This is a genomic window from Streptococcus sp. M143 (assembly GCF_000162495.1).
Classification (GTDB): Bacteria; Bacillota; Bacilli; order Lactobacillales; family Streptococcaceae; genus Streptococcus; species Streptococcus dentisani.
This window is the reverse complement of sequence record NZ_GG730094.1, coordinates 1-21,070: the sequence shown is the minus strand read 5'-3', so window position 1 is coordinate 21,070 and position 21,070 is coordinate 1. Positions and strand designations below refer to the sequence as shown.

16 protein-coding genes, 8 tRNA genes and 3 pseudogenes are annotated in these 21,070 nt (G+C 40.2%); 6 read left to right on the top strand and 21 right to left on the bottom strand.

Going from position 1 to position 21,070, the window contains the following annotated elements:
- Positions 1 to 108: 108 nt before the first annotated feature.
- Complete coding sequence (galR, locus tag HMPREF0850_RS06355; protein WP_000212500.1) at positions 109 to 1,110, top strand: DNA-binding transcriptional regulator GalR; 1,002 nt, start codon at positions 109 to 111, stop codon at positions 1,108 to 1,110.
- Between the two features lie 67 nt (positions 1,111 to 1,177).
- On the opposite strand, the gene HMPREF0850_RS06350 is transcribed toward galR, so the two are convergent.
- Positions 1,178 to 2,215: a zinc-binding dehydrogenase gene (locus HMPREF0850_RS06350; RefSeq protein WP_000754511.1), complete on the bottom strand. Its 1,038-nt coding sequence runs from the start codon at positions 2,213 to 2,215 to the stop codon at positions 1,178 to 1,180.
- Positions 2,216 to 2,967: 752 nt separating this feature from the next.
- Positions 2,968 to 3,867, bottom strand: coding sequence for a cation diffusion facilitator family transporter (locus HMPREF0850_RS06345; RefSeq protein WP_000095919.1), 900 nt, complete (start codon positions 3,865 to 3,867; stop codon positions 2,968 to 2,970).
- A 130-nt stretch (positions 3,868 to 3,997) separates the two neighbouring features.
- On the opposite strand from HMPREF0850_RS06345, the gene HMPREF0850_RS06340 reads away from it, so the two are divergent.
- Both HMPREF0850_RS06340 and HMPREF0850_RS0103220 read left to right on the top strand, forming a co-directional pair.
- Positions 3,998 to 4,552 carry a TetR/AcrR family transcriptional regulator gene (locus HMPREF0850_RS06340; protein WP_001126076.1) on the top strand — a complete coding sequence of 185 codons (555 nt, stop codon included), beginning with the start codon at positions 3,998 to 4,000 and terminating at the stop codon, positions 4,550 to 4,552.
- Positions 4,553 to 4,578: 26 nt separating this feature from the next.
- Positions 4,579 to 4,911, top strand: coding sequence for a hypothetical protein (locus tag HMPREF0850_RS0103220; protein WP_000958079.1), 333 nt, complete (start codon positions 4,579 to 4,581; stop codon positions 4,909 to 4,911).
- Positions 4,912 to 4,996: 85 nt separating this feature from the next.
- Here HMPREF0850_RS0103220 and HMPREF0850_RS06335 read toward each other — a convergent pair whose 3' ends face one another.
- The 10 genes and pseudogenes from HMPREF0850_RS06335 to HMPREF0850_RS06290 all read right to left on the bottom strand — a co-directional run bounded on the left by HMPREF0850_RS06335 (position 4,997) and on the right by HMPREF0850_RS06290 (position 16,744).
- On the bottom strand, positions 4,997 to 6,517 hold the full coding sequence (locus tag HMPREF0850_RS06335) for an ABC transporter permease/substrate-binding protein (RefSeq protein ID WP_001284955.1): 1,521 nt from the start codon (positions 6,515 to 6,517) through the stop codon (positions 4,997 to 4,999).
- Positions 6,510 to 7,238, bottom strand: a complete 729-nt coding sequence (locus HMPREF0850_RS06330) for an ATP-binding cassette domain-containing protein (protein WP_000575223.1) — start codon at positions 7,236 to 7,238, stop codon at positions 6,510 to 6,512. The genes HMPREF0850_RS06335 and HMPREF0850_RS06330 overlap by 8 nt, the downstream gene beginning before the upstream one ends.
- A gap of 14 nt (positions 7,239 to 7,252) precedes the next feature.
- Complete coding sequence (locus HMPREF0850_RS06325) at positions 7,253 to 8,017, bottom strand: nuclear transport factor 2 family protein (RefSeq protein WP_000043865.1); 765 nt, start codon at positions 8,015 to 8,017, stop codon at positions 7,253 to 7,255.
- A gap of 3 nt (positions 8,018 to 8,020) precedes the next feature.
- The gene (locus tag HMPREF0850_RS06320) at positions 8,021 to 8,464 is read right to left on the bottom strand and encodes a MarR family winged helix-turn-helix transcriptional regulator (protein WP_000655217.1); all 444 of its coding nucleotides are present in this window, start codon (positions 8,462 to 8,464) and stop codon (positions 8,021 to 8,023) included.
- 139 nt (positions 8,465 to 8,603) lie between these two features.
- Positions 8,604 to 9,797, bottom strand: coding sequence for an O-antigen ligase family protein (locus HMPREF0850_RS06315; protein ID WP_008293041.1), 1,194 nt, complete (start codon positions 9,795 to 9,797; stop codon positions 8,604 to 8,606).
- Positions 9,798 to 9,928: 131 nt separating this feature from the next.
- Positions 9,929 to 11,371 carry a sucrose phosphorylase gene (gtfA, locus tag HMPREF0850_RS06310; protein WP_000155209.1) on the bottom strand — a complete coding sequence of 481 codons (1,443 nt, stop codon included), beginning with the start codon at positions 11,369 to 11,371 and terminating at the stop codon, positions 9,929 to 9,931.
- 205 nt (positions 11,372 to 11,576) lie between these two features.
- Positions 11,577 to 12,410 (bottom strand): carbohydrate ABC transporter permease, encoded by an 834-nt coding sequence (locus tag HMPREF0850_RS06305; RefSeq protein ID WP_000711273.1) that lies wholly within the window; start codon positions 12,408 to 12,410, stop codon positions 11,577 to 11,579.
- Between the two features lie 16 nt (positions 12,411 to 12,426).
- A pseudogene (locus tag HMPREF0850_RS06300) lies at positions 12,427 to 13,300 on the bottom strand (carbohydrate ABC transporter permease).
- An 18-nt stretch (positions 13,301 to 13,318) separates the two neighbouring features.
- On the bottom strand, positions 13,319 to 14,569 hold the full coding sequence (locus HMPREF0850_RS06295) for an extracellular solute-binding protein (protein WP_001267885.1): 1,251 nt from the start codon (positions 14,567 to 14,569) through the stop codon (positions 13,319 to 13,321).
- Positions 14,570 to 14,581: 12 nt separating this feature from the next.
- Positions 14,582 to 16,744, bottom strand: a complete 2,163-nt coding sequence (locus HMPREF0850_RS06290; protein ID WP_000538959.1) for an alpha-galactosidase — start codon at positions 16,742 to 16,744, stop codon at positions 14,582 to 14,584.
- Positions 16,745 to 16,851: 107 nt separating this feature from the next.
- Here HMPREF0850_RS06290 and HMPREF0850_RS06285 point away from each other — a divergent pair, with 107 nt between their 5' ends.
- Both HMPREF0850_RS06285 and birA read left to right on the top strand, forming a co-directional pair.
- A complete protein-coding gene (locus HMPREF0850_RS06285; protein WP_000959981.1) occupies positions 16,852 to 17,712 on the top strand; it encodes an AraC family transcriptional regulator in 861 nt (286 codons plus the stop codon).
- Positions 17,709 to 18,646: pseudogene (birA, locus tag HMPREF0850_RS06280) on the top strand (bifunctional biotin--[acetyl-CoA-carboxylase] ligase/biotin operon repressor BirA). Before HMPREF0850_RS06285 ends, birA begins: the two are co-directional and overlap by 4 nt.
- An 89-nt stretch (positions 18,647 to 18,735) precedes the next feature.
- Here birA and HMPREF0850_RS06275 read toward each other — a convergent pair.
- Entirely contained in the window at positions 18,736 to 19,290 is a 555-nt protein-coding gene (locus tag HMPREF0850_RS06275; RefSeq protein ID WP_009013890.1) for a hypothetical protein, read from the bottom strand.
- A gap of 323 nt (positions 19,291 to 19,613) precedes the next feature.
- Here HMPREF0850_RS06275 and HMPREF0850_RS12955 point away from each other — a divergent pair.
- Positions 19,614 to 20,270, top strand: a pseudogene (locus tag HMPREF0850_RS12955) (transposase); the annotation flags it as partial.
- Positions 20,271 to 20,359: 89 nt separating this feature from the next.
- On the opposite strand, the gene HMPREF0850_RS06265 reads toward HMPREF0850_RS12955, so the two are convergent.
- The 8 genes from HMPREF0850_RS06265 to HMPREF0850_RS06230 form a co-directional block, all read right to left on the bottom strand.
- A tRNA-Ser gene (locus HMPREF0850_RS06265) sits at positions 20,360 to 20,447 on the bottom strand.
- A gap of 6 nt (positions 20,448 to 20,453) precedes the next feature.
- Positions 20,454 to 20,527 (bottom strand) — tRNA-Ile (locus HMPREF0850_RS06260).
- Positions 20,528 to 20,561: 34 nt separating this feature from the next.
- A tRNA-Gly gene (locus HMPREF0850_RS06255) sits at positions 20,562 to 20,632 on the bottom strand.
- Between the two features lie 15 nt (positions 20,633 to 20,647).
- Positions 20,648 to 20,720: transfer RNA gene (locus HMPREF0850_RS06250), tRNA-Phe, on the bottom strand.
- A gap of 3 nt (positions 20,721 to 20,723) precedes the next feature.
- Positions 20,724 to 20,797: transfer RNA gene (locus HMPREF0850_RS06245), tRNA-Met, on the bottom strand.
- A gap of 11 nt (positions 20,798 to 20,808) precedes the next feature.
- Positions 20,809 to 20,898: transfer RNA gene (locus tag HMPREF0850_RS06240), tRNA-Ser, on the bottom strand.
- 11 nt (positions 20,899 to 20,909) lie between these two features.
- A tRNA-Ile gene (locus HMPREF0850_RS06235) sits at positions 20,910 to 20,983 on the bottom strand.
- 13 nt (positions 20,984 to 20,996) lie between these two features.
- A tRNA-Met gene (locus tag HMPREF0850_RS06230) sits at positions 20,997 to 21,070 on the bottom strand.

Genomic DNA, 21,070 nt, shown 5'->3' with positions numbered 1-21,070 from the left:
ATTGTATCCAAGGGATTTACCAAGGTCAATCCTTTTTACTAAACTTTTACTAAACTATCAGTAAAAAGCAGAAAAATATGATATACTAACCTAAAAGGAGGAGGATTTATGGCTACCTTAAAAGACATTGCACAGCTAGCCTCTGTCTCTATCGCGACCGTATCCCGTGTCCTTAATCGCGACCAGAGCCTATCTGTTACAGAAGAAACCAGACACCGTATATTAACCGTTGCTGAAGAGCTGGGCTATACTAAGCACCTCAAGACAGGCGAATCCCACAAACCCAAGCAAAAGATTGCCATTATCCAATGGGTCAGCGAACAAGGGGAGTTGGACGACCTCTACTACTACCAGATTCGTCTAGGTATTGAAAAAAGAGCCCAAGAGTTGGACTATGATATCTTGCGCTATTTTAATGACCATCCTTTTACATTAAGTGAGGAAGTGATTGGGATTCTCTGCATCGGAAAATTTAGCCGAGCTCAGATTTCTGCCTTTGAAGAATATCAAAAACCCTTGGTATTTATAGACAGCGACACCCTCTCACTAGGTCATACCTGTATTATCACTGACTTTTACACTGCTGTGAAACAAGTTGTAGACCATTTCCTCAGCCAAGGGATGGACCGTATCGGGATTCTAACAGGTCTCGAAGAAACAACCGACCAGGAAGAAATTATCCAGGATAAGCGGCTAGAAAATTTCAAAGACATTACCCAAGCAAATGGAATCTACCATGAAGAACTGGTCTTTCAGGGGAGCTTTACTGCCCAGTCTGGCTATGACTTGATGAAGGAGGCCATTCACAAGCTAGGAGAACAACTCCCACCAGCCTTTTTCGCAGCCAGCGATAGTTTAGCCATCGGTGCCCTTCGTGCCCTTCAAGAAGCTGGAATCAGCCTACCAGACCGCGTCAGTCTCATTTCTTTTAACGACACTAGCCTGACCAAGCAGGTCTATCCTCCCCTATCCAGTATCACTATCTATACCGAAGAAATGGGCCGAGCAGGGATGGATATTCTTAACAAGGAAGTCCTCCACGGTCGGAAAATTCCTAGCCTGACCATGCTGGGAACCAGACTGACATTGAGAGAAAGTACTTTGCCATAACTCAACTAATATAACAAAGCAAAAAATCCTAATAGAGATTCTCAAATCTCCATTAGGATTTTCTTTTTTAATCCATCACAATCATAGCCTTAATCGTCTTGCGTTCGTCCATGTCTTTATAGGCTTGGTCAATCTCTTCCAATTTATAACTGGAAGTAAAAACGCGACCTGGATTGATATCGCCATCAAGGACTGCCTTCAGTAAGAACTGTTTGTTGTAAGTCGTTACAGAGGCTGCTCCGCCTGCTACCGTAATATTTTGAGCAAAAGTTGAACCAAGAGCTCGATTGTTATAGTGAGGAACCCCAACAAATCCCAAACGACCACCATTGTGAAGGACTCCTAGGGCTTGATCAATAGCCGCTTCTGTTCCAACACATTCAAGAGCTGCATCTGCTCCTCCACCAAGAATTTCTCGCACCTTGGCAATTCCTTCTTCGCCACGTTCAGCCACAACAGCTGTCGCCCCTGACTCCAAAGCCATTTGTTGACGATCTTCATGACGACTCATAAGGATAATTTGCGATGCTCCACGCATTTTAGCTGCGATAACAGCACATTGACCAACAGCCCCATCACCAATGACCACAACCTTATCCCCTTTTTGAACATTTGCAACACGCGCCGCATGATAGCCTGTCGGCATAACATCTGCAAGAGTCAAGAGGGACTTTAGCATGCCTTCTGTATAGTCAGAAGGTTGTCCAGGGATTTTAACCAGTGCCCAGTTGGCATAATCGAAGCGCATATATTCTGCTTGCACCCCATCTGACCAGTTATTGCCAATATGACGATCACAGGTGCCATCATATCCTGCTCGACAGGCATCACATTCCCCGCATCCATGAGTAAATGGAGCAATAACAAAATCGCCAGGTTTAACGGTCGTCACTGCATTACCAATTGCCTCAACGATACCAATCGCTTCGTGCCCGCTATTCTGATGGCCTGTTTCAATATCTGGATTGCGATAGCTCCATAGATCAGAGCCACAAACGCAAGTGCGGACAATGCGGATAATAGCATCATCTGCCTCAATGATTTGCGGATGCTCCACTTCAATAAGACCAACCTGACCAGCTTTTGTATAAACTGTTTTCTTCATAGAACCACTCCTTTTCTATTGGTTTCTCACTTTTATTATACATCTTTTGTAGATTTTTGTTTGAAATCAGAATGAGTAAGGGCATAAAACTTATTACTCTTGTGCCTTCAAATAATCTTCTTGAGACACAAACTTATTCTATTCCGTATTGGTATTTTCCCTAGGAATTTCAAAAATAAAAAGAGAGAACCATGAACCTTACTGCTACTATAGCAGTGTTTTGTATTGCGTGAGTAGTAACGGTATCGCTAGATTGGAGTTTCACAGTAGCTTTTCTTCATTCTTGGTAATATCATAATGACCCAAATGTGGACTCACCCCTTTCAGCAACTCTTGGACTATGGCAATGCCAATGGTTACGACGGGACATGATTTGGCTCATCTAAAATCTATCAGATTAGAGGAAATCAATGGTTGTAAGTTTCTCTTTGTGGGTCAAAAATGAATGAGTTCAAAAACAAATGCCAACTGCAAGATTTCTTATCTATGCCAACCTTTTTGAACTTGAAAAATTGCTCTACAATTCTAGACTTTCTCGGTTTGCAATCAATCTCAGTCAAGATTGGGGAATGATATAGGATTACCGGACAATGATACCTATTTCCCACTCTCTTTAGCATCACGTTCTATACTGAGGAGGGGGACTAGGATGGTTTTAATATTCTCAACAAAGAAGTTCTTCACGGTTATAAAATCCCTAGACTGACCTTTAGAGAGCACACCAAACGACCTCATAAAGAGGCCGTTTTTTTCTAGTGATGATGGTGATGGTGTCCTGAGAGGTGCTCTAGATCATGCACATTCCGCTTGTGTTTGGCATGATTGCTTTGGCTGGCATCCACTTCGATGGTGATATTATGTACTCCTCTATCTCGTAGCAAGTGGCGCACAGCATCTTTGGTTTCTACCATTTGAGACCAATCCTCTAAACAGATATGAACAATGGCGTCATTTTCTAGACCATCCATAGACCAAATACTGAGTTGATTAACACTTTTAACATTAGCTAGCGCTGCTAACTCTTTCTCTAGCTCAGCAGTCTCGACTCCTTCAGGCACAGCATCTAAGAAAATCTTAAGTGTTGACCAAAAACGAGGAATGGCTTTCCAGAGGATAAAACTAGAAATCAAGAGTGATAAGAGCGGATCAAGAAAGTACCAGTCTGTCACATACAAAATACCAGCAACCAGAATAACCGCTAGCCAACCCAGAATATCTTCTAAAAAATGCAAGGTCAGGATAGCTTCGTTCTTGGTCTGACCCTTACGAACAATCAGACTAGCCAAGAGATTGATAAGAATCGCAAGAATCCCCAACCAAAGCATCCCTTGGTAGTTGACAGGCTGTGGCGATAGGAGGCGAGGAATATTCTCCAAGAGCATCATGACAGATCCTGTCAAAAGGATCAAGGCAGTCAGCATGGCGCCTAGCAGACTGAAGCGTTTATAACCAAGAGTATAACGTTTGTCTTCCTGACGATTGGAAATAGTTTCCAAGCAAGCTGATAAGCCTATGGCAAGGGCATCGCCCAAATCATGAACCGCATCCGCTAAGACCGCACTTGAATTGAAGATGCCTCCAAAAATAAATTCGACAACAGAAAATGATAGATTCAAGAAAAAGGCTAGCCAGATAGATGTTTTAGAACTCATTTCTCTCCCTCCTTTGGTATAATAGGTATATATACTTCTTTCATTTGTATTATCTAATAAAATCCAAAGAAAGGATAGAAGCAAACTGTCAGCCTTGTTCAGTTCTGAACAGTTTGTCTCAAGTGTCTATATGCCAAAAAGAGATCGTCGGGTTAGTAAGACGAAAAAAGCCATTTATCAAGCTTTTCTACAAGTTTTGAACGACAAGGGCTATGATGCTACTACTGTCCAAGATATCATTGACTTGGCAGATGTTGGGCGTTCCACTTTTTACTGTCACTACGAGAGTAAGGAACTGCTTTTAGATGAACTCTGTCGCTACCTCTTTCATCATCTCTTTGAAAGGGAAGAACACTTGACTACAGAAGACTACCTCGCTCATATCTTTTTACATTTTCAAAAAAATCAAGACCATGTCACCAGTCTTCTTTTTTCCAAAAACGACTACTTCCTCCGCCAACTACACAAGGAGCTCGAACACCACGTCTATCCCATGGTGGCAGATGATTTGCAAGAGTCCTATCCAAACATTCCGGCTTCCTACCTCAAACATTTTGTAGTAACCAACTTTATCGAAACACTGACCTGGTGGCTAAAAAAAGGAAAATCTTATACCGAAGACCAAGTGGTGAGATTTTACTTAGATGTGATTGAGATGACTTCTACAAAATCACTCGAAATTTAATCCTATCACGAAGAAAGGAATCAACCATGTTAACTTCTATTATCCTAGGAATTCTAACGATTGTATTGGCTCTTATTTTCTCCCTCCTTCATCTCGCGGCAGCTTTCGCAGCCATGAAACAAAAGAACTACAGTCTGGGAAACACGTGCATCTTGGTCGGCAGTTGTCTCACTTCACTAGCTCTTGCTATCTTTTTCTTCGTTCCACTAGCAACGATCATCTTATGGATAGTGGGCTCTAGCATCATCTGCTACGGTGCTTACTGGAATGGGCGACAGCAAGAAAACCAACATATATCGCACCACATTATAAGGGGCACACTAGCAGCTTTGATTGCTCTCTTGTTTATCTTACTCTAACACTAAAAATCCCATCTCGAATTATAGACGAGATGGGATTTTGTCTGCTAAAGAAGGGAGCTAGTGACTACCACTGACTTTCCTTTTATTTATTCAACAAGCCTTGTTCTTGTAGAAATTCCTTGGCTACTTGTTCTGCTGGTTTGCCTTCGACACCAACTTGATAGTTGAGCTGGCTCATCTGGCTTTCAGAAATTTTACCAGCCAGTTTATTAAGCACCGTTTCCAACTCTGGATGTTTCTTAAGAAGAGCTGCTTTCATCAGAGGAGCCCCTTGATAAGGTGGGAAGAGTTGCTTGTCATCTTCCAAAACCTGTAAATCATAACGCGCCAACTCTGCATCGGTCGAATATGCATCCGTGATTTGAATATCACCCGACTGGATAGCCTGATAACGGAGGGCTGGCTCCATGGTTGCTACATTGAGGTTGAGTCCATAGAGAGACTGCAAGCCCTTATTGCCATCTTCACGGTCATTAAACTCGAGAGTAAAGCCTGCCTTCAACTGTCCTTCTACTTTTTTCAAGTCCGAAATGGTCTTCAAGCCATATTCTTGAGCAATCTTTTTCGGAACAGCTACAGCGTAGGTATTTTGATAAGACATAGGTTTGAGATAGGCCAGCTGATCTTGCTTGGCAATGCCATCACGCGCCACCTGATAAACCTGTTCTGGCTCATGACTCACTTTCGGTGATGGTTGAAGCAGACTTTCAGTCACCGTACCCGTAAATTCAGGATAGATATCAATATCCCCTTTTTTCAGAGCTTCATAGAGGAAGCTTGTTTTCCCAAAATTCGGCTTAACAGTCGCAGTCATACTGGTATTTTCTTCAATCAGTAACTTATACATATTAGCCAAAATTTCTGGTTCCGGTCCCAATTTCCCAGCAATCACCAAGTTTTCTTTCTCTTTTTGAGCTAAGAGTGCTGGACTATAAGACAGACCGAGCAATAAGGTCACTAAGGCAAAACCAGAGAAAATCGTTCTCAATTTTGCTTTTTCCATCACTTTTAGTAGGAAGTTAAAGGCAATGGCCAGCACTGCAGAAGAAAGAGCACCAATCAAAATCAGACTGGTATTATTGCGGTCAATTCCCAAAAGGATAAAGGAACCCAGTCCCCCTGCCCCAATCAAGGCTGCCAAGGTCGCCGTACCGATAATCAAGACCGCTGCCGTCCGAATCCCAGACATTATGACAGGCATGGCAAGTGGAATTTCAAACTTCTTGAGACGCTCCCATCTAGTCATCCCAAAGGCAATCCCAGCCTCTTGCAGACTTGGATCAATTCCCTTCAGTCCAGTAATAGTATTTTGCAAAATTGGGAAAATCGCATAAATCACTAGAGCCGTCAAAGCAGGCAAGGTTCCAATTCCCATCAAGGGGATAAAGAGTCCCAACAAGGCCAGAGACGGGATAGTCTGGAAAATTCCTGAAATCTGCAAGACCCAGTCCGCCAACTTCTCATGATAGCGAAGATAAACAGCCAAGGGAATAGCAATAAAAATAGCTAGTAACAAGGTCAACAGTGACAACTGCAAATGTTGAGATAGAGCTGTTACCCAGTCACCAAAACGATCCTGAAAAGTTGATATCAAATTAGCCATGAACACTACCTCCAAACAAGTCTGCTACAAAGTCCGTTGAAGGCGCTTTTAAAATCGTCTCAGGATTCGCCACCTGACGAATCTCTCCATCCTGCAAGACAGCAATACGGTCCGCCAATTTCAAAGCTTCATCCGTATCATGGGTCACAAAAATCGTTGTCATCCCAAACTCCTTATGCAATTCTTTCGTCAAAACCTGCAACTGTTTTCTCGAAATAGCATCCAAGGCTGAAAAGGGCTCATCCATGAGGAGAATCTTAGGCTGACCAATCATGGCACGGACAATGCCCACCCGCTGCTGTTCTCCACCAGATAGTTCACTAGGAAGACGATTCCCATACTCAGCTACTGGTAAACCAACCTTAGCTAAAAGCTCTTCTGTTTTCTTCGCAATGTCTTCCTTAGTCCAGCCCTTCATCTCAGGAATGAGAGCAATATTTTCCGCAACCGTTAGATTAGGAAAAAGAGCGATAGCCTGTAAAACATAACCAGTAGAAAGACGAAGCTCCCGCTCATCATAGTCTTTGATGCGCTTGCCATCCATGTAAATATTTCCATCAGTCGGTTCCAAAAGACGATTAATGATCTTAATCATAGTCGTCTTACCTGACCCAGAAGGTCCAACTAAAACCATGAACTCTCCATTCTCAATCCGTAAATTGACATCTCTCAAAACATCTTTTTCTGTATAGCGTAGCGCTACATTTTTATATTCAATCATTCTTTGTCCTCTATTTAAAACTTTCCTCGATTCGTCAAGTCATCTACCTTAGGCATGACTTCCTTATTATCCCAATGCTCCACAATCAAGCCATTCTCCAAACGGAAGATGTCATACTCAGCATAAGGCACCCCATCTATCTGAGTCTGTCCATAGCTGACCACATAATTTCCTTGTCCCAAAAGTTGGAAAACAAAGTCAAAAGTGACACCATGTTCAGCCACATAGTTTTTATAAGCAGCACTTCCTTGTCTAATCTCATGATTATGCTGAATCAAATCTTCTGCCACATAATCACTCCACTGCTCTAGCTCCCCATTTTGGAAAATTTCTGTCAAGAAACGGCGAACAGTTTTTTTATTTTCTGCTGTCTTATCCAAATCCTTGATCTTAAAATCTCCAAAAATCTGGTCTAATTGGCCGTTTTCAGGTGTTCGATAGTAGTCAATAACATCCCAATGCTCCACGATACGACCATTCTCATCCGCACGGAAAGTATCTGTCGTCACCCATTGAGCTTCCCCGCCATTGAGATATTGATGAACATGGACGAAGACTAGATTGCCGTCTTCAATAGTGCGAACAATTTTCATCTCACGCTCGGGATGGCGCTCAAAGAAATTTGCAAAGAAAGCTGCAAATCCTTCTTTCCCATCTGGCACACCTGTCGAGTGTTGAATGTAGGTATCTCCTACAGACTGGGCCTGAGCCTCGGCAACTCGTCCATCTTGAATAGCATGAATGTATAGGTTGTGAGCATTTTTCACTTGTTTTGACATATTTTATTCCTCATTTGCTTTCTCTTTCAGATTGTCCAAAATGCGTTCCTGATAACTTTCAAACTGGCGAATTTCTTCCTCAGTGAATCCTTTATAAAAAATAGCATCCAGTTTTTGACTAATACGGAAGCCCACTTCTTTCTGGGACCAACCTTGCTCCGTTAGCTTGACATACTTCTTTCTCTTATCTATTCCACATGGGCTAATGATGACCAGGTTTTGCTCCTCAAGATTCTTTATCATGGTTGTGAGCGTATTGTTAGCAAGACCAGTCGCTAGCGCAATATCTGTCGCAGTTGCACAGCCAGTTTCACTATTCCATAAAACCGCTAAAATCTTGCCCTGTTCACTCCGATAAAGAGCCTCAGGATCCTGACTCAGTAACTTTTGAAAAATCCGCCCATTCAACAAACGAATATGATGGGCAACTAAATGACTATCCTTCATGATCCCTCCAATTTATTTCTATATCGAATTGTTTTTATTGTAACACCTGTCATTCCATCTGTCAACTATTTCGATTTAGAACTAATTTTTCTCAGTAAAAAATCTCCTACTCAAGGTAGAAGATTTCAATCTTATAAACTTAATCCGTCATGTCTGATACCAAAGTTCGACGCTCCAATGGAATACTGCACATAACTAACAAGAAAATGAAGCCTGACTGAATCCAGAAAAGGGCCAAGTCAAAGATTCCATGCACAGCAACCACTGTAAGGAAAGATAGATAAAGACCGATAATTGGACGTTTCCCCGACTCCTGACTCATATCCATCATCAAACGAACAGGAGCAACAGAAGACAAAGCTAATAAAATGGTTCCCACAATTCCGTAACTCAGAATCGTATCAATATAAAGGCTGTGAGCATGTTCATGATAAGGAGCATTTATCCGAGGATAAGAGTGCATATAGGTCAATGGCCCCTCCCCCCAAAAAGGATTTTGCTTAAACAAGGCCATCCCAGCATCCCAGATAGAAATGCGTTCTTCCATAGAGGAATCTAAAGTCCCCATCCGAACTCCCAAATCACTAGAAAAAAGGAAACTCAAGCCAATCGCAAAGACCCCGATACTAAGCCAAAAGGCCTTCCAGTTTTTAATGGTTGTAAAGAGATAAATGATGGCTCCAGCGATAATAGCAGGAAAGGCAGTTCGATTTTGCGTAAAGTTCAATCCAAAGAGATTAACAAAGCCTGCAATCACACAGAATACCTTCAACCAATTCAACTTGGTCGTTGTAAAGAGATAGAAGGCAATCATGATACAGAAACAACAAATAATTCCATAGTAATTAGGATTAAAAAAGGTCACTTCTGCCCGATTCTGATGCCATACCTGCATATTGGGCGAAAGAAAGGCATAGTTAAATTTCTTTACAATTTGGAAATGCTCCAAAGTAGCAAAAGCCGCAGAGAGCACACTACCAAACAAGATTGTCTGCAGTATCAGTCGAAAGAAAGCATGTGTCAGACGTTTCTGGTAGAAACTAAAGAAAATGAGGAAGAGAAACATCAGTAAAGATGCAACCAATCCAAGCCAATTCTTAGCGACGATAGAGATGATACTACTGTAGGCAATAAAAAAGAGAAGTACAGGATGTTTGGCCAATCCTTTGATAATTCCCTTCATCTCCCCAGTAACAAGTAAACCTATCAAATATAAAGCAAAGAGCCCTAAGAATAAATAAAAAGGTAAAAAGATACTTATGATCATCAAATATAAAAAGAAATCTTTTTTCGAAAGCCCTCTTATCTTATCCAGTAATCCAATTGATTTCAAAACGGATCCTTTCTGTTCTGGATTTCTCCAGAAGATAAATGCTAAACTATCTTTATATTCTACCATTTTTTCCGTCATTTGGGAACAATGAACACGTTTTCACTACAAAAATTTCTGTCAGCAATATAGCACTAGAACTGAATATTTCTGCCGTTTTCCACTACTTGATAGGTCTGACTCTGCAAATCAATTTCTGCTACTGCTGTTACGGACTTGTCTTTATTTTGACGTTTGATTACAATGCTGTGAGCTGTTGGTGTTTCAACGTCAATAGTCCCTTCTAGGTCAAAGGCCTCTGATTGATTACGGAAAGAAAATAGATTGAGAAGAGACTTCACCACAGGACGTTGAACTTCTTCTGTTATTTCCTCATTGGTATAGTAATGACGATTAATATTTCGACCTTCTTTGGTTTCTTCTAATAATTTCAAGTCATTTTTTCCTGCTAATAGACCCACATAGTAAACCTGAGGAATGCCTGGAGCAAAAGCTTGAATCAAACGAGCTAGGAAATACTTGACATCATCATCTCCGAGCGCAGAATAGTAGGTTGAATTGATTTGGTAGATATCTAGATTGTTATACTCTGCACTAGAGTACTTACGTTTGACATTCGCTCCAACCTTATAGAGCTCATTTGAAGCATAGTCAATTTCCTCATCAGTCAGGATATCCTTGACATCCACCACTCCAATCCCATCATGGGTATCTAGTGTCGTAAATTGCTTCATCGGGCTCATCTTTAACCACTTAGCCAAACGCTCTGTTCTGGAACTGTAAAGAGTATAAAGGGTCACCATTGGAAGGGCAAAATCATAAACATAGTAATCATGGTCCGCTATTTTAAACTGAATCGAATAGTGTTCATGAATCTCAGGTAAGAGCTCTGTCCCATACTCAGCAGCGATATCTCGAACTTTGTCCAATAAATTCCAAATATCTGGTTCCACAAAGAAATCATTGGTATCCAATTTCTTCACTGCATAAGCAAAGGCATCTAGACGAATCAAATCACACCCGTTACTTGCTAGATGTTGAATCGTCTTACGGATGAATGACATCGTTACTTCTTTGGTCACATCAAGATCAATCTGCTCCTCACCAAAAGTATTCCACAAATGTTCTACTGAACCGTCTGCAAAAAGAATCTCTTGCTTTGGTGCTCGATCCTTACGTTTGTAAATTAAATCTACATCAGCTTGTGTCGGACGATTTTCCGGCCAAAACTTGTCCCAGTTTAAAAAGAGATCTTTGAATTCACTAGCTTCATGTTTTTCTTGATAGTCCTTATAATATTTCGATTGACGAGAAATATGGTTAATCATAAAATCAAACATAAGATAATATTTCTCACCTAAACGCTTAACATCCTCCCAATCACCAAACACTGGATCCACTTCATCATAGTCCACTGGTGCAAATCCACGATCTCCTGTTGACGGGAAAAATGGTAGAAGGTGAACTCCACCAATAGCATCGCCAAAATGTTCTTCCAAATTCTCATACAAGTCTTTAAGGTTATTTCCAAGACTATCTGAGTAAGTAATCAACATGGTTTTATTTTGAATGGTCATAGATGTTCCCCTTTTTCTGATGAAAGCCAAGTCTTATATGACCTGGCTTCGTAAATGAAAGATATTTTTAGATTTTTGTTCACTTCGAACTCATACTAATATAGACTGTAAGCAACTAAGTACTACTTTCTTTTTTCTACATAAAATTGTCAACAAGCTGAACTGTTCCTCTATGTATGGAATTATAAATTCCCTAAGCACTTTCTTACTTCACTGCCCCGTTACTCATTCCTGAAATGATATGTTTTTGGAAGATGAGGTAGACAATGGTTATCGTTACAATTCCCACAATATAAGATGCAAAACTTGGACCATAGTCATTGAAGTACTGACCTTGGTAGTTGTATTGGAAGAGAGGTAAAGTCCACATCTTAGAATCCTTGTTCAGAATCAAGAGTGGCAACATAAAGTCATTCCAGAACCAGAGAGCATTGATAATCAAAGTTGTCGCATGCATGGGCTTCAACATTGGAAAAATGATTCGACGATAAGTTGTAAAACGATCAGCCCCATCAATTTCCGCAGCTTCATCCAAACTATCTGGTACACTGATTTTTATATAACCAACATACAAGAAGAGAGTCTGTGGAATAGCATAAGTTAGATAGAGTATTACCAACCCCCACATATTTGCCAGACCGAGTTTACTCATCATAACTGTGATGGGAATCATAATCACCTGAAATGGAACAAATATCCCTAAGATCAAGAGCGAATACATAATTGCAAAAACTTTTTTCTTGGACATATTTCGAGCAATAGAATAAGCTGCAGCTGGTATAAAGAAAGCCACTACAATCAATGATAACACCGTAATAACAGCTGAATTCCAGAAATAGCCTCCAATTCCATCCGAAATCAATCGTTCATAATTACTCAACGTAAAAGGATTGGGCAAACTAAAGAAATGATTCATGATATCCTTAGTTGTCTTGAAAGAACTAAATACCGTTACCAACAAAGGAACAAGTATAAGAATACCACCGACTATCAAGAGGACATATTTCCAAAACTGATTCAATTTTTCTTCTTTTTTCATGTGTAGGACTCCTCTATTAGATTTCAAATTTCTTTGATAGCTTGATTTGGATCAGAGAAACAATTCCAATAATTAAGAATAAAATCAAGGCAATTGCATTCGCATATCCATATTGATTACTCTTGAAAGCATAGTTGTAGACTAAAAGTCCAAGAGACGTTGTAGCATTATTTGGCCCACCACTCGTCAACGCAAAAATTTGGTCAAAGGCTGTCAAACCGGACTTAAGAGCCAGAATAAAAACCATAGAAATCGTTGGCAGCAAATAGGGTAATTCAATCTTCCAAAAGGTTTGTTTACTTGTTGCACCATCAATTGATGCCGCCTCCAAAATATCATTTGGAATACTCTGAAGACCAGCAAGAAAGAGAATAATTGGCATTGCTACTCCTTGCCATAGAAGAACAAAGATAGTTGCTACTACCGCTCCGACAGGTGTTCCTAATAGACTCTCTTGTAAAAAACCAATCCCTAAAATTCTTCCAATCGTTGGAAGCCCATAGTTGAAGAATTGTTTAAAAAATCAAGGAAACTGTCAAACCAGACAAAACAGCCGGGAAAAAGAACCAAGCTCTAAAGAAGGTCTGCCCCTTCATCTTAGAATTTAAGGCTCGTGCCACGACCATCCCAATCGTAATCTCTCCAATAATCAATGCCAGAGTTAAAATCAAAGTAAAGGCTATGGCTGTGAAGAATTTCCCATCAATCATCAGCAATTTGTAGTTATTCAAACCAACAAATTTGTAATTATAGGTCAATCCAGTCCAGTTAGTCAAACTATAGAAAGCACCTTGTACCATTGGAAAGTAAAAGAAGATCGCTTGTAAAGCAAGCGGGATAAGCAAAAATGTCCAACCCCAGTATTTATTTAAAAATTTTCGAATAGCCATATCATCTTAACTCCTATTCTAGTCCAAATCTGCCTTCATTGGATTAAAGAAAGCATTGAGATTGTTTGCCATATTTTTCAGATTTTTATCCATCAGATAACCTGCGCTTAGATTAAAAAAGTCTTCTTCAGAGTTCCAGCGTTGGCCCAACCAAACATAATGTTTATCCGTAAATGCCAGTTTAGAAATAGCTGCAAGCGCTGAATCTTCTTTTTCCTGTATGCCTTTCACCGCAACTGGTGAACCATCTACATCATAGTATGACTGCATAGCTTTTGGACTAGTCATATAGCTGATAAATTCTTCGGTTTCTTTCGGATGTTTGGTAGTAGCTGAAGTTGATAATGCCATGTCCCCTGCACCAACAGTGACTTCTTTTCCTACTTCTTCTCCTGGGAAGGCAAACATCCCCACCTCAAATTTTGGATCCTGTTGATTAATTGCCGCTAATGCCCATGATCCTTGTGGCATCATCAAAGCTTTTTCACTCGAAAATGCTACCACTGCATCATTATAAGAAGCACCACGCCAACCATCTTGAGCATTATCTGCCAATAAATCGAGTCGTTCTGCATCTGCTTTTAAAATAGCATCATCTGCAGAGATAGCGTTTGGTTTTGAAAAGCGAAGGTAGTTATTAGCCGCGCCTCCACTACCTGTAAGAGTAATGAGAGAAAGTTGGTGGTAACCATTTAATGTCCAGCCTTCATTGCCTGCAACTGCAAATGGAGAATTTCCACTATCTTTTATCTTTTTAACAATCTCTTGAAATTCTTTAAAAGTCTTCGGTTCCTCAAGTCCTAATTCTTTAAATTTTGTTTTATTGTAATAGATTCCATAAAGGTTGGCTGTTAATGGCACACTATAAATCTTGTTATTGATTGCATACTTTTCGGCATAGTCATTCTTGATGTTCTCAAGATAGGGTTTTCCTGTCATATCTGCAAAATAGCCTGCCTTCGCCCACTCCTGAAAATCCATATTTTGAGGATAGATATTAATAATATCTGGAACATCTCCTGATAAAATACGAGTCTTTAGCACAATTCCAGCTGAAGGTACTGTAGTCAGCTTCACATCAATATTAGGGTGTTCCTTTTCAAAATCATCCACTATCCTTTGCAAGGTATCTGCCATCTCGGTCTTCTGGTTAAAAAACTCAATCGTTACCTTGCCATCAGTTGACTCCTCTTGACTACTACAAGCTGACAGTCCCAAAAGGCAGAGTCCTGTAGCAGCAATTAAGCTTATCTTTTTATACCATCTCATGATCTTGTCTCCTTATCTTCTAATGAAATGTAACTGCCTGCTGAGATAATCTCCCTGCGGAAGCTCCATAGTAATACCCGCATACATGAGTTCTGCACCTGAGTAAACTACACCATTTTCCTGTAATTCATACCGTCCCTCTTCATCCAAATCTTTTAACTTTAAAGTTGTTTCCATGGTCTCTACAACTGATAAGATTCGGGCGTAGGTTACAATTGTTTGATTTCCATAGTTAAATTGTACAGCTGCTTCATTGGATTCAGCATCGGGATTGATTAACCTATACTGGTTTCCCAACTGGACTACTGGCCGCAATTCTTTATACAAGTTCACCTGATCAGCAATCTCAACTTTCTCCTCATCTGATAAACTTGTCAAATCAAGCTCATAACCCAGATTCCCCATCATTGCCACATGACCACGAGTTTCCAATGGTGTCATTCGTCCCATCTGATGATTTGGTACTGCTGACACATGAGCCCCCATAGAAATGGTTGGATAGAGATAGGATGAGCCGTATTGAATTGGTAAACGTGCAATTGCATCAGTATTATCACTAGCCCAGACTTGTGGGAAATAACGCATCATACCAAGATCATTTCTGCCACCGCCACCAGAGCAGGACTCAAAGAGAATATGGCTATGCTTCTCTGTCAGATAAGAAACGAGTTCGTAAAGCCCCAACATATACTGATGAGACTGCATCTGGGTTTCCAGATAAACTGAACCATTCCCCAGATTAGTGATATTGCGGTTCATATCCCATTTGATGTAGTCAATTTTATGATGGGAGAGGAGTTCATCCAAAACATTTTTCAAATATCCTACTACCTGGGGATTGGCAAGATTAAGTACTAACTGATTTCTAGAATAGGTATGCTCATATCCTGGAACCTGAATAGCCCAGTCAGGATGTTTACGATACAAATCACTATCTACAGAAATCATTTCAGGCTCTAACCAAAGCCCAAACTGCAAACCTCTTTCATGGATAGCTGAAATCAGACTGTCTAGACTTCCACCCAGTTTTTTCTCATTAACAACCCAATCACCTAAAGCACGATTATCATCAAAGCGATTACCAAACCACCCATCATCTAATACAAAAAGTTCAATACCAACTTTCTTAGCCTCATCTGCCAATTCTAACAGTTTTTCTCTCTGAAAGTCAAAGTAGGTAGCTTCCCAGTTATTGATTAGAATTGGACGTTCTTTTTTAGAAAACTGACTTGGCATAATGTGCTTAAGTACAAAATTCTGACTTTCATGACTAATACCAGTTAATCCCTGATCTGAAAAGGTCACTAAAGCTACCGGTGTTTCAAAGTTTTCCTCAGGATCTAACTTCCAAGAAAAATTTTCTGGATTAATGCCAATAGCCACCCGAACTTCATTCAGTTGATTCTTTTGGACAAAAGCTTCGAAGTTTCCACTATACATCAGTTGAATAGCAAACACATTCCCAGCATCCTCTGTGACTCCTTGATCACATAATAGAAGAGCTGGTGTTTGAGCATGCCCAGAAGCTCCACGGTTCGAACTAATCGAAAAAATTCCTTGTTCTACCTGTTGACGTCGAACAGTCTTTTCACGAGCATAAGCTCCCTGTAAAGTCACTATTTCGTAAGCTGCAGCGGGAAAATCAGCCATAAAAGAAAAGTCCTTGTGGATGACAACTTCCTGATTACTATTATTTTCCAATTTGCTGTAACTAGCAATTGTCGCATCATTTTCAAAAGCTGTATAATACAAAGTCAGACTAAGTTGAGCCTTAGAATCTTCTAAAATCAAGGCAAGCGTCTCTGTACCATCCATGCTGTGTGGAGAAGGTAAGCCCTGTGGACCATTCTGACCTTTTAAAATCTTTGCTTCTACAAATCGAAAGTCTGTTACTTCAGTTGAATCATGTTGAACCTGTAAAGTTGGTTTTCTAAAGTCACCCAAACCATGTTGTCCAAAAATTTGACGTTGCGTATCCAAACTAAAGGTTCGATTAGTAGCTGTTGGATTAGGTGAAAAAGCATGATCGCGTTCATAAACACTATTGGCACCTCTATAGTTCTTAATGGTCTTTCCTAAATGTTTTAATAATAAGAACCCATCCCTATTTTCAATAATCAAACTTAGACCGTTACTCTCAACGTAAAATAGATTATTCTCTATTCGAACTCCCATATATATCACCTCTTCGATTTCTTGATAAAATTTTATCACATAAAAGCGCTTTCTAAAATAGAGAAATGTCTACAAAGTATGGTAAAATGTTAGGTAGGAGGTGGCACATGCTCGTTTTTTCAGAATACCAGACTGGAACAATTGATCTTTCTCTTAGCTTTTACGGTTATGAAGAATGCACGCCTAACTACTCTTTTGGCCCAGCTATTCGAGATACCTATGTACTACATTACATTACTAAAGGAAAAGGTCAATTCCATTATAAGGGTAAAATTGTTGATTTAAAGGCAGGAGATTTCTTTTTACTAAAACCAGATGAATTAACCTTCTATCAAGCAGATAGCCAGGATCCTTGGGCTTACTACTGGTTAGGGATTACTGGAGGGAGGGCACCTGACTATTTTGCTCTGTCTCAAATTTCTGATCAATCCTACCTCATCCAGTCAAAAAACTGTCATACACAGACAACTGCAAAACTCATTGAAAATATTGTCCGTTTTGCTCAGGTAACAAAATCAAACGAACTAGCACAACTCCATATCATGGGGCAACTTCATGAATTGATGTTTCATTTAGGAACGATTGCTCCTAATCAGAAAAAAAAGAATATTTCATCAACCCACCAACTCTATCTTGACTGCAAACGATTGATAGATAGTCACTATCCACAATCGCTCACCATTCAAGATTTAGCTAAAGAGCTATCGGTTCATAGAAGTTACTTAACTAGTGTGTTTAAAGAATTTCACCAACTCTCTCCAAAAGAGTATCTACTCTACGTTCGGATGCATCGTGCACAACAACTTCTGGAACATACTGAAGAATCTATTAAAGTCATTGCATACTCCGTGGGTTTCTCAGATCCACTACATTTTTCAAAAGCCTACAAGCAGTTTTTTCAAAAAACACCGAGTCAAACTCGAAAAGAACTCTCTCACTCCCTCTTAGCTAGAAAGGAAAATCAATGAAATCACACCAACTAGTCTACCAAATATTAGCTAGAGAAAACGACTATGTTAGCGGAGAAAAAATTGCAGAAGAACTGTCGTTAAGTCGTACATCCATATGGAAGGCAATTCAACGCCTCCAACAAGAAGGGCTCGTGATTGACAGTATTAAAAATAAAGGTTACAAACTTATTCAAGGCGATTTGATCCTACCTGATTTGATTCAAGAGAAAACCAACTTAAGCATTCTCTACAAGCCTGAAACAAAATCTACTCAAACAGATGCAAAAGAAGGTATTGAAGGTGGAAGCCTGGGAAATAGTCTCTATCTTTCCACATGTCAAACAGCAGGTCGTGGCCGCTTTCAGCGCCCTTACTACTCTCCTGCTCAGGGAGGTATTTATATGTCATTACATATTCAGCCAAATCTCACCTATGACCAGCTTCCTGCCTACACATTACTTACAGCAGGCGCCATTTACAAAGCTATTAAAAACCTCACCTTGATTGACGTGGGTATCAAATGGGTAAATGACATCTACTTTAAAAATAAAAAAATAGCAGGTATCCTCACCGAAGCCATGACGTCCGTGGAAACAGGTCTAGTAACAGATGTCATTATCGGCGTTGGAATCAACTTTGCCATCAGCGATTTTCCCAAAGAGATAAAAGAAAAAGCTGGAAGTCTCTTTACACCACCAGCTCCTATCACACGAAACGAACTAATCTCAGAAATTTGGCGTTGTTTCTACCAAACAGCACCCGAAGAACTACTCTATCTTTATAAAGAACACTCTCTTGTTCTAGGAAGAGAGGTCAGTTTTATCCAAGAACAGACTGAAAAAAAGGAGTCGCCAAGGACATCTCCGACAAAGGACAACTCCTTATCCAGCTTGATGACCAGACAGAAATCTGGCTCAATAGTGGTGAAATCTCACTCACTAGCTGGACTTAACAACGGCACTATATGCAACTAGCAACATATAGTGCTTTTTGAATGTAGAAAGCAACAGATATATAAATAGCTATTAACCTGTCAACAATTTACAGGTTAATAGCTTTCGAAGCATTCTTTTTATATGCCGTGCTATGTACCAAAGAAACCCCATAGCAGTGATTTTCGTGTCCAAGCATGACCAATGGAAGTGCAAAAACTTTAACAGCATACAAAAGCAGCCAAAACATAAAGACTTCAGCTTTTATATTCACCAAATTTTTACTAAACATCTCGTACAAGAAGCATGCATTTAAAGCCATATTGAAGAGACTTGCCAACGTTGCTGAAACTATATTGGTTTTCAATTTTGGATGATAACATTTAGCCACATATAAGGCCAATATTGAAATATTATAAAGGCAAATCGGTTGATAATTTTCTCTATAAATAACCAGCGTCTTACGATTATAGAACAGGAAACCATGAGGTCCACGATGATATTCATTTATCCAGACATGGCTAAGACCTCTAATCTCATTCCAATCTACAAATAAATCAATTTTTCTTAGATAAATCCCAGTTTTATGGATTAAACACTTCCATTTGAACAAGAAAGATAGAAGAAAAGTAAGGAGCAAAACTACAACTGTAACAACCTTCAACTCCTCTTGTCCGATAGTCAAAGATAGGTTAAAAAAGCGAATTTGCGCTTTTTTGCATCTAAGATCATTGAAATCACAGTTAGAAATACTACAAAGATAAATAGTATAAATCTATAAAAAATACTGTGAAATTTTACTCCATTTTTCATCTCGATTATCCCCCAGCCACTTAAAGTCTCTAACCTTAGTATACCACTAGATCTAGTCTATTTATGATTTTTTCTAGTATGAAAGTTACAGAAACAGCATTAGATAATAAAGCTCTATAATTCTGTAGTGAGTAAAACCACTATGGAGATTATGGAGCCTATTTGTTGGCTTGAATTGTCAAATTAAGTGTACATTTTATCACAAAACTACTCAATATTAAAGGCCCTAATATCAAGAGTGTAGATATTATCAATATGGATCCCCCAACAGGAAATCACTGAAGAAATATGATTTTCAAAAAAATCTAAAATCCCTTATCTAGAAGGTGCGAGATACAAAAGGCTGATTCGATTGAGAAAACGGTGTTTTCGCTGTAAAGTCCGTGGAAAAATGGCTGTCGCAGAGACTCCCTTAGTCAAGAAAAACCACCAAATCGCTCAAAAATTAATCGAGAAAGTCCCTATGACGGTCGTCGCTAAGAAACTCTTTCCTTCTGCTAAAATCATCCTCGATTGCTTTCACATTGTACAAAATCTCGGCCGTGCTATGAGCCGCCTTCGCATCCAACTCATGAATCAGTTTGATAGGAGATCGTACGAATATAAGGCAATCAAACTCTACTGGAAACTCATCCAACAGGAGAGTCGGAAACTAAGTCATAAACGCTTTTATCGCCAGACCTGAAAAAACACTATAATCTCTATCAGCTCTTGCTTTTTAACTTTCAGAACAAGGAGGCAGAAAATTCTTTCGAACTCGTTGAAAATAATCTCAAGCTGGTCCACCCTCACTTTCAGGCTGTCTTTCAAACCTTTCTCAAGGATAAAGAGCCAAAAAAAGAGAGTGCCAATGTGGCTCTCTCCAGAATATGACTTTTCACCAACCCACTAGAGTTAATAAAGATTCTCAAATCACATCACGGAGAATGGGGGATTCGAACCCCCGCGCCAGTTACCCGACCTAACGATTTAGCAAACCGTCCTCTTCAGCCTCTTGAGTAATTCTCCTATTAATGGGCACGAGTGGACTCGAACCACCGACCTCACGCTTATCAGGCGTGCGCTCTAACCACCTGAGCTACGCGCCCAAGTCAAAAACTTGGTAATTTGAACAAAGTTCAAAGCGGGTGACGAGAATCGAACTCGCGACAACAGCTTGGAAGGCTGTAGTTTTACCACTAAACTACACCCGCATAACTATTATAAAATGGCGCGAGACGGAATCGAACCGCCGACACATGGAGCTTCAATCCATTGCTCTACCAACTGAGCTACCGAGCCAAATTGCGGGAGCAGGATTTGAACCTACGACCTTCGGGTTATGAGCCCGACGAGCTACCGAGCTGCTCCATCCCGCGTTAATAATAAAAGGAGGATGTGGGATTCGAACCCACGCACGCTTTTACACGCCTGACGGTTTTCAAGACCGTTCCCTTCAGCCAGACTTGGGTAATCCTCCAAAATATAAAATGGACCTTGTAGGACTTGAACCTACGACCACTCGGTTATGAGCCGAGAGCTCTAACCAGCTGAGCTAAAGGTCCAACAAGATCTTTATAGCGGCGAAGGGGATCGAACCCCCGACCTCCCGGGTATGAACCGGACGCTCTAGCCAGCTGAGCTACACCGCC